General features: G+C 45.0%; 14 protein-coding genes. 11 read left to right on the top strand and 3 right to left on the bottom strand.

Annotation, left to right across the window (positions count from 1 at the left end; all coding sequences use genetic code 11):
• The first annotated feature begins 14 nt into the window (after positions 1 to 14).
• From HGH90_RS12990 to HGH90_RS13040, 11 genes are all read left to right on the top strand, one after another.
• On the top strand, positions 15 to 1,103 hold the full coding sequence (locus HGH90_RS12990; RefSeq protein WP_168761852.1) for a 2Fe-2S iron-sulfur cluster-binding protein: 1,089 nt from the start codon (positions 15 to 17) through the stop codon (positions 1,101 to 1,103).
• Between the two features lie 21 nt (positions 1,104 to 1,124).
• Positions 1,125 to 2,168 carry an NADH-quinone oxidoreductase subunit NuoH gene (gene nuoH, locus HGH90_RS12995; protein ID WP_211092834.1) on the top strand — a complete coding sequence of 348 codons (1,044 nt, stop codon included), beginning with the start codon at positions 1,125 to 1,127 and terminating at the stop codon, positions 2,166 to 2,168.
• A gap of 52 nt (positions 2,169 to 2,220) precedes the next feature.
• Positions 2,221 to 2,724 (top strand): NADH-quinone oxidoreductase subunit NuoI, encoded by a 504-nt coding sequence (gene nuoI / locus HGH90_RS13000; RefSeq protein WP_168761853.1) that lies wholly within the window; start codon positions 2,221 to 2,223, stop codon positions 2,722 to 2,724.
• Between the two features lie 53 nt (positions 2,725 to 2,777).
• Positions 2,778 to 3,278: an NADH-quinone oxidoreductase subunit J gene (locus tag HGH90_RS13005; RefSeq protein ID WP_247679774.1), complete on the top strand. Its 501-nt coding sequence runs from the start codon at positions 2,778 to 2,780 to the stop codon at positions 3,276 to 3,278.
• Between the two features lie 58 nt (positions 3,279 to 3,336).
• Positions 3,337 to 3,654: an NADH-quinone oxidoreductase subunit NuoK gene (gene nuoK, locus HGH90_RS13010; RefSeq protein ID WP_079469422.1), complete on the top strand. Its 318-nt coding sequence runs from the start codon at positions 3,337 to 3,339 to the stop codon at positions 3,652 to 3,654.
• A 55-nt stretch (positions 3,655 to 3,709) separates the two neighbouring features.
• On the top strand, positions 3,710 to 5,608 hold the full coding sequence (gene nuoL / locus HGH90_RS13015; RefSeq protein ID WP_169191276.1) for an NADH-quinone oxidoreductase subunit L: 1,899 nt from the start codon (positions 3,710 to 3,712) through the stop codon (positions 5,606 to 5,608).
• A 33-nt stretch (positions 5,609 to 5,641) separates the two neighbouring features.
• Positions 5,642 to 7,078, top strand: coding sequence for a NuoM family protein (locus HGH90_RS13020; RefSeq protein ID WP_169191277.1), 1,437 nt, complete (start codon positions 5,642 to 5,644; stop codon positions 7,076 to 7,078).
• Positions 7,079 to 7,146: 68 nt separating this feature from the next.
• Complete coding sequence (locus tag HGH90_RS13025) at positions 7,147 to 8,520, top strand: NADH-quinone oxidoreductase subunit N (protein ID WP_169191278.1); 1,374 nt, start codon at positions 7,147 to 7,149, stop codon at positions 8,518 to 8,520.
• A 145-nt stretch (positions 8,521 to 8,665) separates the two neighbouring features.
• Entirely contained in the window at positions 8,666 to 9,943 is a 1,278-nt protein-coding gene (locus HGH90_RS13030; RefSeq protein ID WP_168761857.1) for an ABC transporter permease, read from the top strand.
• Positions 9,944 to 9,992: 49 nt separating this feature from the next.
• A complete protein-coding gene (locus HGH90_RS13035; RefSeq protein ID WP_168761858.1) occupies positions 9,993 to 11,306 on the top strand; it encodes a gluconate:H+ symporter in 1,314 nt (437 codons plus the stop codon).
• Between the two features lie 48 nt (positions 11,307 to 11,354).
• The gene (locus tag HGH90_RS13040; protein ID WP_169191279.1) at positions 11,355 to 12,458 is read left to right on the top strand and encodes a D-TA family PLP-dependent enzyme; all 1,104 of its coding nucleotides are present in this window, start codon (positions 11,355 to 11,357) and stop codon (positions 12,456 to 12,458) included.
• A 37-nt stretch (positions 12,459 to 12,495) separates the two neighbouring features.
• Here the strand turns inward: HGH90_RS13040 and HGH90_RS13045 are convergent, their stop codons facing one another.
• Genes HGH90_RS13045 through HGH90_RS13055 form a run of 3 tightly spaced genes read right to left on the bottom strand, consistent with a single transcriptional unit; the run spans position 12,496 to position 14,347 of the window.
• Complete coding sequence (locus HGH90_RS13045) at positions 12,496 to 12,897, bottom strand: hypothetical protein (protein WP_168761860.1); 402 nt, start codon at positions 12,895 to 12,897, stop codon at positions 12,496 to 12,498.
• A gap of 51 nt (positions 12,898 to 12,948) precedes the next feature.
• Positions 12,949 to 13,671: a hypothetical protein gene (locus tag HGH90_RS13050; RefSeq protein WP_169191280.1), complete on the bottom strand. Its 723-nt coding sequence runs from the start codon at positions 13,669 to 13,671 to the stop codon at positions 12,949 to 12,951.
• A gap of 52 nt (positions 13,672 to 13,723) precedes the next feature.
• The gene (locus HGH90_RS13055; protein ID WP_169191281.1) at positions 13,724 to 14,347 is read right to left on the bottom strand and encodes a rhomboid family intramembrane serine protease; all 624 of its coding nucleotides are present in this window, start codon (positions 14,345 to 14,347) and stop codon (positions 13,724 to 13,726) included.
• Positions 14,348 to 14,359: the final 12 nt, after the last annotated feature.

Raw genomic sequence — 14,359 nt, forward strand, 5'->3', positions numbered from 1 at the left:
AAAACTATATTAAGATGGCGGAGGAAAAAAAATTATTTAAGGTTAAAATCGATAACATCTCTGTAGAGGTGGAACCCGGTACAACCATACTGAATGCGGCCAGGCAGATAGGAGGAGAGATAGTGCCGCCAGCCATGTGTTATTATTCCAAATTGCAGGGTAGTGGTGGTAAATGCCGCACCTGCCTGGTGAAAGTATCCAAAGGCTCCGATGCCGATCCTCGTCCCATGCCGAAACTGGTGGCCAGCTGCCGTACCACCGTAATGGATGGTATGGAAGTGTCTAACATCACTTCCCCGGAAGTATTGGAAGCACGTAAAGGCGTAGTGGAATTCCTGCTGCTCAATCACCCGCTGGACTGCCCGGTATGTGATCAGGCAGGTGAATGCCACTTACAGGATCTGAGCTACGAACACGGAGCGGATAGCACACGCTATGAATTTAAACGCAGAACTTTCGATAAGGTAGACCTGGGCGATAAAATCAAATTACACATGACACGTTGCATACTTTGCTACCGTTGCGTGTATACTGCCGACCAGCTGACCGAAAAGCGCGAACATGGAATATTAGGCCGTGGAGATGCTTCTGAAATCAGTACGTATATCTCGCAGTCATTGGATAACGACTTTATCGGTAACGTGATCGATGTTTGCCCGGTAGGTGCATTAACCGATCAAACCTTCCGTTTCAAAAACCGTGTATGGTTCCTGAAACCGGTAGATGCCCACCGCGATTGTGAAAATCCGAAATGCTGCGGTAAAACTGTGCTGTGGATGCGTGGTAATGAAATATTCCGCGTAACTGCCCGTAAAGACAAATACGGCGAAGTAGAAGCATTTATCTGCGATACCTGCCGTTTTGATAAAAAAGATGTGAAAGACTGGATCATCGAAGGCCCACGTAAAATAGAACGCCACAGCGTTATTTCACAGGGCCACTATGTGAATACCGTGAAGCCTAAAGATGCGCTGGTGGAAGTACTGGACGGCAGACAACCGAAATTGCTGTTTAATATCCATTCTGAAAGCCAGGTAAACAGACCGGACATTGATCTCTCGAAGATTCACGGCCCGGCTCACTCTGATGATTTTAAGAAGTAACAATCGTAATTACGTGTAAGTATGACCTTATTAAGCATAGACTGGTTTTTTATAATTGAAAAAGTGCTCCTGATATCCGGAGTGCTGGTACTTTCACTGGTAGTAGCCATGTATTCTACCTGGGGAGAAAGGAAGATCGCCGCATGGATCCAGGATCGTCTGGGGCCTAACCGTGCGGGCCCAATGGGATTATTGCAGCCATTGGCCGATGGAGGAAAGCTCTTCTTCAAAGAAGAAATTATTCCAAATACTTCCAACCGCTTCCTGTTCATACTAGGTCCTTCCATCGCTATGCTGGTGGCTTGTATGACCAGCGCTGTTATTCCATGGGGCGATACGCTGACCATTGCCGGCCGTGAAATATCCCTGCAGGTGGCAGATGTTAATATTGGTATTCTCTTCATTTTCGGTGTAGTGAGTATGGGCGTATATGGTATCATGCTCGGAGGTTGGGCTTCCAACAATAAATACTCCCTGCTGGCGTCTGTACGTGCAGCCTCCCAGATCATTTCCTACGAGCTGCCTATGGGCCTGGCTTTGATCGCTTTGTTGATGATGACCGGTTCCCTGAGCTTAAAGGATATCGTAGAACAACAACGCCATGGTTTATGGAATGTGGTATATCAACCACTGGGCTTTTTCATCTTCCTGGTATGCGCTTTCGCTGAATGTAACCGTGCTCCTTTCGATTTACCTGAAGCAGAAAATGAATTGAACGGAGGTTATCACCTGGAATATTCTTCCATGAAACTCGGTTTCTTCCTGTTCGCAGAATATATCAACATGTTTATCAGCTCAGCCCTGATGGCTACCATGTACTTCGGTGGTTACGCTTTCCCTGGTATGGATAAGCTGGGACTGGATGGTAATATGGTAACGATTTTAGGATTCCTGGCATTATTTATCAAAACGCTGATATTCATCTTCTTTTTTATGTGGGTGCGCTGGACGGTGCCAAGATTCCGTTATGATCAGCTGATGCGCCTGGGTTGGAAAGTAATGATTCCGCTGGCATTGGTAAATATGCTGATTACAGGAGCGTTGGTATTGGCGCGTCAACATTAATTTCATCTAATTAAATGCACACATCGCGTGTGGATTAAATAAAGCATTCGTTATGCAAGCATTAACAAACAGGGCAAAAGCAGTAGATCGCCGGCCGATGACCTTCGCAGAGAAGTTATATATCCCTGCTATTGCCAAAGGTATGGGGATTACCCTCAAACACATATTTCAGCGGAAGGCAACTGTAAGTTTTCCTGAAAAGAAACGTGACTTCAGCCCGGTATTTCGTGGATTACACATATTAAACCGTGATGAAGAAGGACGTGAAAGATGTACCGCATGCGGATTGTGCGCGGTAGCTTGTCCTGCTGAAGCTATTACCATGGAAGCCGCAGAAAGAAAGCCCGGAGAAGAAAACCTGTATAGGGAAGAAAAATATGCTGCAAGATATGAGATCAATATGTTGCGTTGCATATTCTGCGGTTTTTGTGAAGAGGCTTGCCCTAAGGACGCTATCTATCTGTCTGAAACCTTTGCTCCTGCAAACTATCAGCGTAAAGGCTTCATTTACGGAAAAGACGATCTGTTGATCCCTGATCCGAAAGAAGGGAAATAATATTATTCACAGCGCACATTTAGCTAAAAATACAATAGTCAAACATAGCAGAGATGGGAATGAGTATCCAACAAATAATTTTCATGGTGCTGTCGGTCATCGCGCTGATTTCAGCATTGGGCGTGGTATTAAGTAAGAATCCTGTGACGAGCGTATTGTGCCTGATCGTAACATTCTTTACTATAGCCGGGCATTATATTATGATGAATGCCCAGTTCCTGGCAGTTGTGCATATCATTGTATATGCCGGTGCCATCATGGTGCTGTTCCTTTATGTACTGATGCTCATGAACCTGAATGCAGAGCTGGAACCGCAGAAACGCAACTGGCTGAAATATGCCGGCGCTATCAGTGGGGGGGCTTTACTGGTGGTATTGGTAGCTGCTTTACGCGATGCCAGCATGCCTGCGTTGAGCGCACAACCTACAGAAGTAGGGTTGATCAAGAACCTGGGACAAATCCTGTTCAAACAATATGTGCTGCCATTTGAGGTAAGCAGTATCCTGTTCCTCAGTGCCATGGTAGGTGCCGTTGTTATTGGTAAAAAAGACTAGAAAAGGAGTATACGCGGAGCTGCCGGGTATGCTTAATTGGTAATTCGTAATTTATTTTATGCCTGTTCAATATTACATATTCCTGAGTATCGCCTTGTTTTGTATAGGTGTGATGGGTGTACTGATGCGCAGAAATGCCATCATCATCTTTATGTGCATAGAGCTGATGCTGAATGCAGTGAACCTGCTAATGGTATCATTTTCCAAAATGTGGGCAGATGCAGGCAGAGTAGATGCCGGATCGGCACAGCTGTTTGTATTCTTTATAATGGTGGTGGCGGCTGCAGAAGTAGCAGTGGGACTGGCTATCATTACAATGGTTTACAGAAATACACACTCAGTAGATATTAACATTCTTAACAGGCTGAAAAATTAATAATTCTGCTCTTCTTAATTATTGAATTTTTCGTCGTCGTAAATAGAATTGATAAATGATTAATCTAGTTTGGCTGGTACCATTTTTACCATTATTAGGTTTCCTGGTGAATGGATTGGGACGCAGATTTTTATCCAAGTCCCTGGTAGGATTTGTTGGAAGCGGCGCTATACTGGCGTCCTTTGTGATTAGCTTATTAATATTCCTGGAAGTAAAAGCTCCTGGTTTTTCTGCACAGGTAGTTACCCTGTTTGATTTTATCAGCGTAGGATCCCTGCATATTCCTTTTGCCTTCCAGGTAGATCAGCTGAGCGCCCTGTTCTTGCTGGTAATCACCGGTGTGGGTACACTGATACATATCTACTCTACTTCTTACATGCATGATGAAAGCGATGAAAGTTTTGCCAGGTATTTTGCTTACCTGAATCTCTTCGTTTTCTCTATGTTGATACTGGTGCTGGGCGCTAACTACGTCATGATGTTTATAGGCTGGGAAGGGGTTGGTCTATGCTCTTATCTCCTGATCGGTTTCTGGTTTAAAAATACCAGCTATAATAACGCCGCCAAGAAAGCATTTGTGATGAACCGCATCGGTGACCTCGGGTTCCTGATTGCTATTTTCTTCATGATCATGCAGTTTGGTACCGTTACTTTCCCGGAAGTATTTGCAAAAGCGGCGCCGCTGGGCATGAACAACACTATCCTCAGCGCCATTGCCATGCTGTTGTTTGTTGGAGCGATGGGTAAATCTGCCCAGATTCCTTTATACACCTGGTTGCCGGATGCGATGGCAGGTCCTACCCCGGTTTCTGCCCTGATCCATGCGGCTACCATGGTTACCGCCGGTATTTACATGATTGCACGCAGCAACGTGATCTATACACTGGCGCCACATGTACAAACGGTTGTAGCGATCATTGGTTTGGCTACCGCCCTGTTTGCCGCTTCTATTGCGTTAAAACAAAATGATATTAAAAAAGTGCTGGCTTATTCTACCGTGAGCCAGCTGGGTTATATGTTCCTGGCCCTCGGCGTAGGCGCTTATGGAGCCGCGGTATTTCACGTAATGACACATGCGTTCTTCAAAGCTTTATTATTCCTTGGTTCGGGCTCTGTGATTCACGCCATGGGTGGTGAGCAGGATATCCGCAAAATGGGTGGTTTGAAGAAGTTCATGCCTACTACCACCTGGACTTTCCTGGTAGGTTGCCTGGCTATTGCCGGTATTCCGGGGTTCTCCGGTTTCTTCTCCAAAGATGAAATCCTGGCGCAGGCTTATGCTAACAACCCTATATTATATGTATTGGGATTGATAGGCGCCCTGATGACGGCTTTCTACATGTTCCGTTTATACTACATCACTTTTGCCGGTAAATTCCGTGGTACACATGACCAGGAACATCACCTGCATGAAAGCCCCGCTGCAATTACTATTCCATTAGTGATTCTCGCGGTGCTCGCCATCTTTGGTGGTTATGTTGGTTTACCGGAAGTATTTGGTACAAAGAACCTGCTGGCCGATTACCTGTCGCCCGTTTTTGCACCTTCTGCTCCGTTTGCAGTAGAGCATCACCTGGCTCACAACACCGAATGGTTATTAATGGGGGTGAGCAGTGTATTGGTGATCGTATTTATCCTGCTGGCCCGTCAGAAATTTGCTGGCTATGAAGATACCGGCGCAGAGAGCACTGGCTTCGGTAAAGTGCTGGAAAACAAATGGTATATAGATGAATTGTACGATACTATCATAGTGAAACCATTGTATGAACTGGGTCGTTTCTTCCGGGATACGGTAGAAAAGGCGGGTATCGACAAGCTGGTAAATGGTATCGGGCGTGGTGTACAGCTGGGCGGCCAGCGGATTCGCCTGGTACAGAATGGCCTGGTAGGTTTTTACATCTTTGCGATGGTGATCGGTATGATTGTATTATTTGTGATCGGATTCTTATTATAAACCAATAGCAGAAGTTACAAGCGCAGATAAATTATGTTGACAGTTTTATTAATATTGATTCCTTTCATAGCCGGCCTTATCGCATTTGGTCTGAAGGGATCCGGGCCAAAAGTGCTGGGCATGATTTCATCGCTGGCAACAGTGGTGTTAGCAATAGGAGCATGGTGCCGTTTTCGTACTGCTCCAGACAGTCTGAATCTTGTTGCCAACTGGATTCCGCAGCTGGGAAGTCAATTTCGTGTAGGGTTAGATGGAATGGGCGTGATGCTTTGCTTATTGACAGCGATAGCTTCTCTGCTGGTTTTCATTACTATTTATAACCGCGATTATGAAAAGCCGGGTGCTTTTTATGGGTTGATGTTATTGTCCCAGGCTGGGCTGACTGGTGTTTTCACCGCTTTTGATGCCCTGCAGTTTTACATTTTCTGGGAATTAGCGCTGATACCTGTTTATTTCCTCTGCTCTTTATGGGGAGGTGAAAAACGTATAGCCGTTACTTTTAAGTTCTTTGTATATACTTTCCTCGGTTCACTGTTGATGATGGTAGGTATCATCTACCTGTATTTCCAAACCGCTGATCATTCCTTCAGCTGGTCTTCTTTCAGCAGTATTAACCTGAACCCGGATGATCAGAAATGGTTGTTCTGGTTATTCTTTGTGGCATTTGCCATCAAGATGCCCATATTTCCGTTTCATACCTGGCAGCCAGACACCTATGAACAGTCGCCCACACCTGTTACGATGATCCTTTCCGGTGTCATGGTAAAAATGGGGTTGTTTGGTGTTATCCGCTGGTTGTTGCCGGTGATTCCGCAGGGCGCCGCCATGTGGTCTGATGTGGCCATTGTACTGTGTGTGATCGGTATTATCTATGCTTCCTGTATTGCTATGGTGCAGAACGATCTGAAACGCCTGATCGCTTATTCTTCTATAGCCCACATCGGTTTGATGTGTGCTGCTATTTTCGCTAACAACGAACAGAGTCTGCAGGGGGTGCTGATCCAGATGTTTAACCACGGTATCAATATCATTGGTTTGTGGATTATCGTAGAAGTGATACAGCAACGCTTGGGAGTGAAGAACATGGATCAGATGGGTGGTATGGCCCGGAAAGCTCCCCGGATGGCTATTTTCCTCGTTATTATCAGTCTGGCCAACATCGGCTTACCGCTTACCAATGGTTTTATCGGTGAGTTCCTGATGTTCAGCGGATTGTTCCAATATAATCACTGGTTTATGGCATTTGCCGGATTAGGTATTATCCTCGCTGCTGTTTATACCCTGGGTATGATACAGAAGGTAATATTTGGTGAAAGCAATGACTTAACCGACACCACCACAGATTTGCAGCCTGGTGAAGCCCTGGCTTTGAGCCTGGTTGTGATCATGATTATTGTGTTGGGTGTGTATCCAAAGCCAATGCTGGATTTGGTAAGCAGCACATCTGAAGTGGTAAATAAATTGTTTTGAGATTTGGTCATTTAGGTACTGAATAACGAAATGGAAAAATTTGTAACGGGGTTTTGTAACGCAAAAATATGAATGCACTAATTTCTACTGCTTTATCGGGCGTTGTACTGATGTTTGTTGGTTTATTTGTACGCAATAAGCAGCATATTAAATTTTTTGCCATCGCGGCCATCATTATAGCATTTATTGCTAACCTGGCGCAGTATCCGTCTGTACAACACGGAGGTTATGTGATGTATGGCATGATTGAAGTGACCAAATTTGGCGTGTTGTTCAATGCAGTAGCTTTGGGCGCCACTTTGTTATATTTCCTGTTATCCGGCAGTGAGTTTGAAAAAGTAGGAGAGCATGTGGCAGATTATTTTACCCTGGTGTTCTTTATCCTGGCAGGTATCTCTCTGGCAGCTACTTTCAGTAACCTCCTCATGTTGTTCCTGGCGATTGAAATTATGTCTATCCCACAGTATATCCTGGCGGGGGCCGACAAGAAGAGCCTGAAAAGCAATGAAGCTTCCCTGAAGTACTTCCTGATGGGATCTTTTTCTACCGGTATTTTGCTGATGGGTATTACCCTTATATATGGAGCGGCGGGCACTTTTGACATTGCCGGTTTAGGCCTGGGTACAGAAAGCGTGCATCCCCTGGCATTGTGCGGTATTATACTGATCGTATTTGCACTGTCCTTTAAAGTATCGGCAGCGCCTTTCCACTTCTGGACACCAGACGTATACGATGGTTCACCTACCGTATTTACCTCTTTCATGTCTACCATAGTAAAGGCGGGTGCTTTTGTAGCTTTTTTACGGATGTTCCATGGCAGCTTTGCCGGTGGTGCCATCAGCGGACATTGGACCCTGATCTTGTCTATCATTACTGCGGTAACCCTGGTAATTGGTAACTTCAGCGCTGTATTCCAGCAGAGCGTTAAGCGTATGCTGGCCTACTCCAGTATCGCACAGGCAGGCTTTATGCTGTTTGCGGTAGTGGCTATGAATGATATGGGTACGCAGGGCATCGTGTTGTATGCAGCCGCTTACAGCATTGCTACCATTGGGATATTTGGGGTATTGATGAAATTGAAAGATTATACTTTCGAAGGATTCAATGGCCTTGCCCGTAAACAGCCCTTGTTGGCCGCTGCAACGGCAGTCTTCCTGTTTTCTCTGGCAGGTATCCCTGTAACAGCAGGTTTCTTTGCTAAATACTTTGTATTATCTGCTGCTATTCAGCATGGTCATTTACTGTGGCTGGTAATACTGGCAGTACTTTGTGCTGCGATTAGTGTGTATTATTATTTCCGTGTCATTATGGCGATGTATTTCAAAACCGGCGAGCCTGAAGTAGAACACATCTCCGGAGGCTTTAAAGCTGCATTAATACTGGCAGTAGCCCTGGTACTGGTATTGGGATTATTCCCGAACCTGTTACTTTGCTGGCTGTAATCACCAGTTACCAAATAATGGAAGGACCGGGGCAGATGCTCCGGTCTTTTTTATTGCCACTGCCGGCCAGCTGCTGACACCGCTCATCCCAAAATGAACGAATTAAATACCTATATTACGTTAACTTTATAGGTAACCCGATATTATGCAAGCAAGAGATATTTTTTCCCTGGCGTACCGTTCTGTAACTGGCAATAAGCTGCGTACAGGCCTTACTGTGTCTATTATTGCATTGGGTATTACGGTGCTGGTGGGTATTCTTACGGCGATCGACAGTATGAAAAGCAGTATCTACAGCAGCTTTGCAAGTATGGGAGCCAACAGCTTTTCTATTCGTAACCGGGGCATGCAGCTGCACATGGGGGATGATGGCAATAAAGCATCCAAGGGAAATAAAAATATCAAGAAGGTTAAAAAATCCAATAGCAATAAAGTGATCCGCTACCCGGAAGCAGTGGCTTTCCGCGACCGGTATAAATTTCCTGCTATCGTAAGTGTATCTTTCCAGGCCAGTGGTATTGCCACGGTGTATAAAGATGATAAGAAAACCAACCCTAACGTACAGGTAATAGGAGGAGATGAAAACTACCTGCAGATCTCCAACTATGAAGTAGCCCAGGGACGTAATTTCAACCAGCTGGACGTGCAGTCGGGGAGAAATGTGGCCATCCTGGGACAAGATGTTGCCCAGAAGCTATTTGGCAAAGACATGAAGAATGTGGTAAATAATACCGTCCGGGTGGGCGATATCCGTTACCGTGTTATTGGTGTGCTGGCGTCCAAAGGAAGTAGTAAAATGATGAGCGCCGACAACGTAGTGATTACTACCGTAAATAATACCCGGCGGATTTTTGACCGCCCTAATGCCAGCTACCAGATTGGCATATCGGTGAAAGATATCAAGCAAATGGATGCCGCTCAGGGTGAAGCTATTGGGTTGTTCCGGATTATTCGGGGACTGGCGATCACGGAAGAAGATAACTTTGAGTTGAGTAAAAGTGATAGCATTGCAGAAATGTTATTTTCCAGTTTGGGAAAAGTGAATCTCTTTGCTATCGTTATCGCTTTTATTACGCTTTTCGGATCAGCTATTGGTCTCATGAATATTATGCTGGTATCAGTGGCGGAGCGTACCCGTGAAATAGGCGTTACCAAAGCCCTGGGCGCCACCAGTAAAGTAGTGCGTACCCAGTTCCTGTATGAGGCTATTATCATTAGTGTGATGGGAGGAATTATCGGGGTTATCATGGGTATGTTACTGGGTAATATTGTGTCGGCATTACTGAAATCTTCTTTTATCATACCGTGGCTGTGGATATTGATAGGGGTGAGCCTCTGTGCGGCGGTAGGACTGGTGTCCGGTATTTATCCCGCTTATAAAGCCTCCAAATTAGACCCTATTATTGCCTTGAGATACGAATAATATTTTATTATCTTGTTGTTTTCCATGTTCATGTAAAACAACAATACATATGCCCTTATTAGTTGTTATCGCCGCTATTCTTTTACTGGTAGTACTGGTTACCTGGTGCAAACTCAATACTTTCCTTTCTTTCCTGATCGTGTCTTTCCTGATGGGACTAGCCCTGCACATGAAGGTAACAGACATTACACAGTCTATTCAAACAGGTATAGGTAAAACGCTGGGTTCGCTGATTGTGATTATTGTTTTTGGTGCTATGCTTGGTAAGCTGGTAGCGGAAAGTGGCGCGGGGCAAAAAATTGCCGGAGGCCTGATGAATGTATTTGGACCAAAGTATGTACAGTGGTCACTCATGCTCACCGGATTTATTGTAGGTATTCCCTTGTTTTATAACATCGGATTTGTGTTGATGGTTCCCCTGATTTTCACCGTGGCAGCACGTACTAAATTACCCGTGGTATACCTGGGCATTCCCATGTTGGCCTCTTTATCTGTAACGCATGGTTATTTGCCTCCACATCCGTCTCCTACTGCATTGATACAGCAGTTTCATGCAAATATGGGAATGACTTTATTATTCGGCATTATCGTAGCCATTCCGGCAATTATATTGGCAGGACCAGTATTTTCGCGTTTCCTGAAACATTACACCAACCCTCCTGGACAGATGTTTGTTGCTGCGCCCATTCCGGAAGAGCAGTTGCCGGGAATGTTTACCAGTTTATTTGCCGCCCTGCTGCCGGTGTTTCTGCTGGCGGCTACGGCGCTGGCAAAGTTATGGGTGGCAAAGGACAGCACTTTGTTCCATGTAGCCGACTGGCTGGGAGAGCCGTTGATAGTGATGTTGCTGGCGGTATTGAATGGCATGTATTTACTGGGATTAAGAAGAGGAATGCCCGCAAAGAAAGTGATGAGTATTATGGATGATGCAGTAAGAGATGTAGCCGTCATTATTCTCATCATCGGAGGTTCAGGTGCATTGACGCAGTTGTTGCACGACAGCAAGGTAAGCGCTTATATTGCGGATACCTTACAACATATGCATCTGCATCCGTTATTGCTGGCCTGGGGCATTGCGGCCATTATACGCGTATGTATTGGATCGGCTACTGTGGCGGGTTTAACAGCAGCGGGGATTGTAGCCCCCCTGATTGCCGCTTCGGGAGTAAATCCTAATCTCATGGTATTGGCCACCGGAGCAGGTAGCCTGATGTTTTCCCATATTAATGATGCGGGCTTCTGGATGTTCAAGGAATATTTTAACTTGTCGGTAAAGGACACGATTAAAACCTGGTCGGTGATGGAAACAATTGTTTCCGTAACGGGATTGATCGGGTGTTTACTGTTAAGCATGGTTGTATAACATTAACGGATAAACGTAATGTAAAGCCGTAAAAATAAATTTTTCTTCATGGAATGGTATCAGCTTGAAAATGCTGCCCAAATTGATTCTCCAGCAATAGTTATTTACAGGGATAGGGTAGCAGATAATATTGCTTTGTTGAAAACAATGGTCGATGATGTGCAACGCTTACGGCCACATGTAAAAACAAATAAGATCGCAGAAGTAGTGCAGTTGATGCAGGAAGCCGGTATACAACGTTTTAAATGCGCTACGATAGCAGAAGCAGAGATGCTGGGGATGGTGCAGGCGGAAGATGTATTGCTGGCTTATCAGCCGGTTGGTCCTAAAATAGTGCGACTGTTAGAGCTGGTGCAGAAATATCCGCAGACTGCTTTTTCCTGTGTGACCGATAGCACAGATGCTGCGTTGGCTATCAGTGATATCTTTGCTGAACAGGGGCGGCGCCTGCCGGTATATGTTGATCTGAATGTAGGTATGAACCGTACCGGCATTCAACCCGGGCAGGCTGCACTGGCGTTATACCAACATCTTCATACCCTGCCAGGTGTAACCCCCGTAGGATTGCATGTATACGACGGACATATTCATGATAAGGATATAGCTATACGAAAAGAGAAATGTGATGCGGCATATGCTCCGGTAGATGTACTGGCAAAGCAAATTACCGAAGAAGGACTACCCCGACCGGTAATTATTGCAGGCGGTAGTCCTACATACCCGGTACATGTAAAACGAAAAGATATAGAATGCAGCCCCGGTACTTTTGTATTCTGGGATTGGGGATATGGGAAAAACTTACCTGAACAACCATTTAAATGGGCTGCATTGGTACTTAGCCGTGTAATATCGGTTATTGATGCGCAGCATATTTGTCTTGACTTAGGTCATAAATCAGTGGCTGCAGAAAGCCCGCAGCCACGTGTACAATTTTTAAATGCACCCGCTGCACAAATTATCTCTCAAAGCGAAGAGCATCTGGTGCTCAAGGTAGAAGCGGCCAGCCAATTCCCTGTAGGCACCGTGTTATACGGTGTACCGCTGCACATATGCCCTACCGTGGCATTATATGAGAAAGCATATGTAGTGGAAGATAACGCCGCTATTGCCAACTGGCGCATTGTGGCTCGTGACAGGCAGATTATTATCTAGCATAATAGCTTTGTGCTTTATGCTTTGAGCTTTTCGCTTAGTAATACAATTGAGTCAGGATATTGGTGTCATCGAAAGACTTGGGTTTTAACCCCAGGAATTCGGAGTATTGGGTGAGTGTAAACAGTGGTTTCAGTTTAGCGTGCAATCCATTTTGCATACTGTTCATTTTGGAGGTATATGCTTTTTCATTGCTCAGGCGTAGCGGCTGAATATTTACTTTCTGGCGAAGATAGCTCGTGATGATATTGAGCAGTTTAGGCTTTTGTGCATCCGTTAGCAAGAGCGTTTTATCCAGCTTACTGACAATAGAACTGGCGGTGCCGTCTATATTCATGGTTGGGTTCTGGAACGCAATGTCAACGGGAATTGCCAGCGTTACGGCTGTAAAAGAACAGATGAGCAACAGCAATAATCCTGAAGTGAACAGTTTTTTCATATGTACGTGGGTTTGGTGCAGGAGATTACTATTAAATATACTAAATAGTCTTTATTGCATCACCAGTTTTACATAGCGTATTTGCGTATTTCCTTCTTCATTAATGGTAATGTATTCAGACAATAATGTTTTATCGTTAATCCACTGAACCATACCCGGGCCCCAATCTTCCAGGTTGGCTTCGCCAACAGGTTTTATCTCGTTGTTATTTACGCTAAACAATTGAAATCCGTTGGGATCGAAAGCGGCAACGAGATCCATGCATGCGGTCATGATGTACTTTTTATCAGGTGAAATGGCGGGGGCAGACCAGGTGATCATTGAGTCTCCATCGAGGGTATTTACGAGGGCAAAGGCGCTGCCTTCATAATAGCTGACAAAAAATCCTTTTCTTTTGATGGATGGATAGTTGGCCGCGTAGGTATACCCAATATATTCTTCGCCTTCGTTGCTATTGTCGGCCAGGATCCGTTGTTTGCCGTTTTGCAGTTGTATGGTCAGTTTATTACCTTCTCTTTTTACAAGCGTATCTTTTGCCAGTACTTGTGCTTCATTGGAATCTGATGGAGGAAGGGGGAACTTGTCAAAATCTGCTTTCTCGATAAAATAAACAAAGAATGTTTTATCACCTAGTTGAATAGTGTCGTCTGGTGTGCTATGAATAGCCCGGGGTGTGGAATCGTTGGCGGTAGCTGCGTTATTTTTGTTTTTCGTCTTACAGCCCAGCGCCAGTATTATGCCTGCGCAAAGCAGGAACCATAACTTATTCATCATCTTTTGTTGCATTTAGGTGTGCAAATGTAAGTATTTAGCATATTGGAGATAATCAGCGGGATAGTCTTTCTCCATCTGCGCCTGTTAATGTAAAAAAGAAAATATATCCCATCATGGCTCCACTTAAAAAGCCGGCCAGGTGTGCTGCATTATCTACGCCTTCTGAAACAACAGCAGCGATTACGTTTAATACGATGAATATTCCTATATACGCCAGAAAATCCTTCCGTACTTCCCGCCGGAAGAGAGGAGTCGTTAATAAGGCCAGAAATACCCCAAAAATGCCAAAGATTGCTCCCGAGGCGCCTACTCCCACTGCGCTTTGATGATACCAGATGCTCATATAATCAGATACAATACCAGTAACAATATAGGCGCATCCATACTTGCCGCTGCGAATGACAGGCTCCAGGAAAAATCCACCAATAAACAAACCAATCATGTTCGTGCAGAGATGAAAAAGCCCTGCGTGGAGGAACATACTGCTGAGCAATCTCCAGTACTGATGGGAAGATATGGTAAGTGGCCAGTAATTGGCTCCCAGGTGCAGCAATTGCCCGCCGTTTCCCTGCCATATATCCATACCTGTTAACGCTGTATAGCCGAAAAACAGTACGTTTATACCAATCAGTACCATGGTAACCGGCATAGCCCTTAATCGATTGATGATTTTCATCTCCTAAAAGTT

The organism is Chitinophaga sp. Ak27 (assembly GCF_012726295.1).
Classification (GTDB): Bacteria; Bacteroidota; Bacteroidia; order Chitinophagales; family Chitinophagaceae; genus Chitinophaga.

Bases quoted from the DNA above. Each gene is read 5' to 3' on its own strand.
- nuoK (WP_079469422.1), top strand. From the start codon at position 3,337: ATGCCTGTTCAATATTACATATTCCTGAGTATCGCCTTGTTTTGTATA.
- nuoL (WP_169191276.1), top strand. From the start codon at position 3,710: ATGATTAATCTAGTTTGGCTGGTACCATTTTTACCATTATTAGGTTTC.
- HGH90_RS13050 (WP_169191280.1), bottom strand. From the start codon at position 13,671: ATGATGAATAAGTTATGGTTCCTGCTTTGCGCAGGCATAATACTGGCG.
- HGH90_RS13035 (WP_168761858.1), top strand. From the start codon at position 9,993: ATGCCCTTATTAGTTGTTATCGCCGCTATTCTTTTACTGGTAGTACTG.
- HGH90_RS13005 (WP_247679774.1), top strand. From the start codon at position 2,778: ATGGGAATGAGTATCCAACAAATAATTTTCATGGTGCTGTCGGTCATC.
- nuoI (WP_168761853.1), top strand. From the start codon at position 2,221: ATGCAAGCATTAACAAACAGGGCAAAAGCAGTAGATCGCCGGCCGATG.
- HGH90_RS13020 (WP_169191277.1), top strand. From the start codon at position 5,642: ATGTTGACAGTTTTATTAATATTGATTCCTTTCATAGCCGGCCTTATC.
- HGH90_RS13045 (WP_168761860.1), bottom strand. From the start codon at position 12,897: ATGAAAAAACTGTTCACTTCAGGATTATTGCTGTTGCTCATCTGTTCT.
- HGH90_RS13025 (WP_169191278.1), top strand. From the start codon at position 7,147: ATGAATGCACTAATTTCTACTGCTTTATCGGGCGTTGTACTGATGTTT.
- HGH90_RS13030 (WP_168761857.1), top strand. From the start codon at position 8,666: ATGCAAGCAAGAGATATTTTTTCCCTGGCGTACCGTTCTGTAACTGGC.
- nuoH (WP_211092834.1), top strand. From the start codon at position 1,125: ATGACCTTATTAAGCATAGACTGGTTTTTTATAATTGAAAAAGTGCTC.
- HGH90_RS12990 (WP_168761852.1), top strand. From the start codon at position 15: ATGGCGGAGGAAAAAAAATTATTTAAGGTTAAAATCGATAACATCTCT.
- HGH90_RS13055 (WP_169191281.1), bottom strand. From the start codon at position 14,347: ATGAAAATCATCAATCGATTAAGGGCTATGCCGGTTACCATGGTACTG.
- HGH90_RS13040 (WP_169191279.1), top strand. From the start codon at position 11,355: ATGGAATGGTATCAGCTTGAAAATGCTGCCCAAATTGATTCTCCAGCA.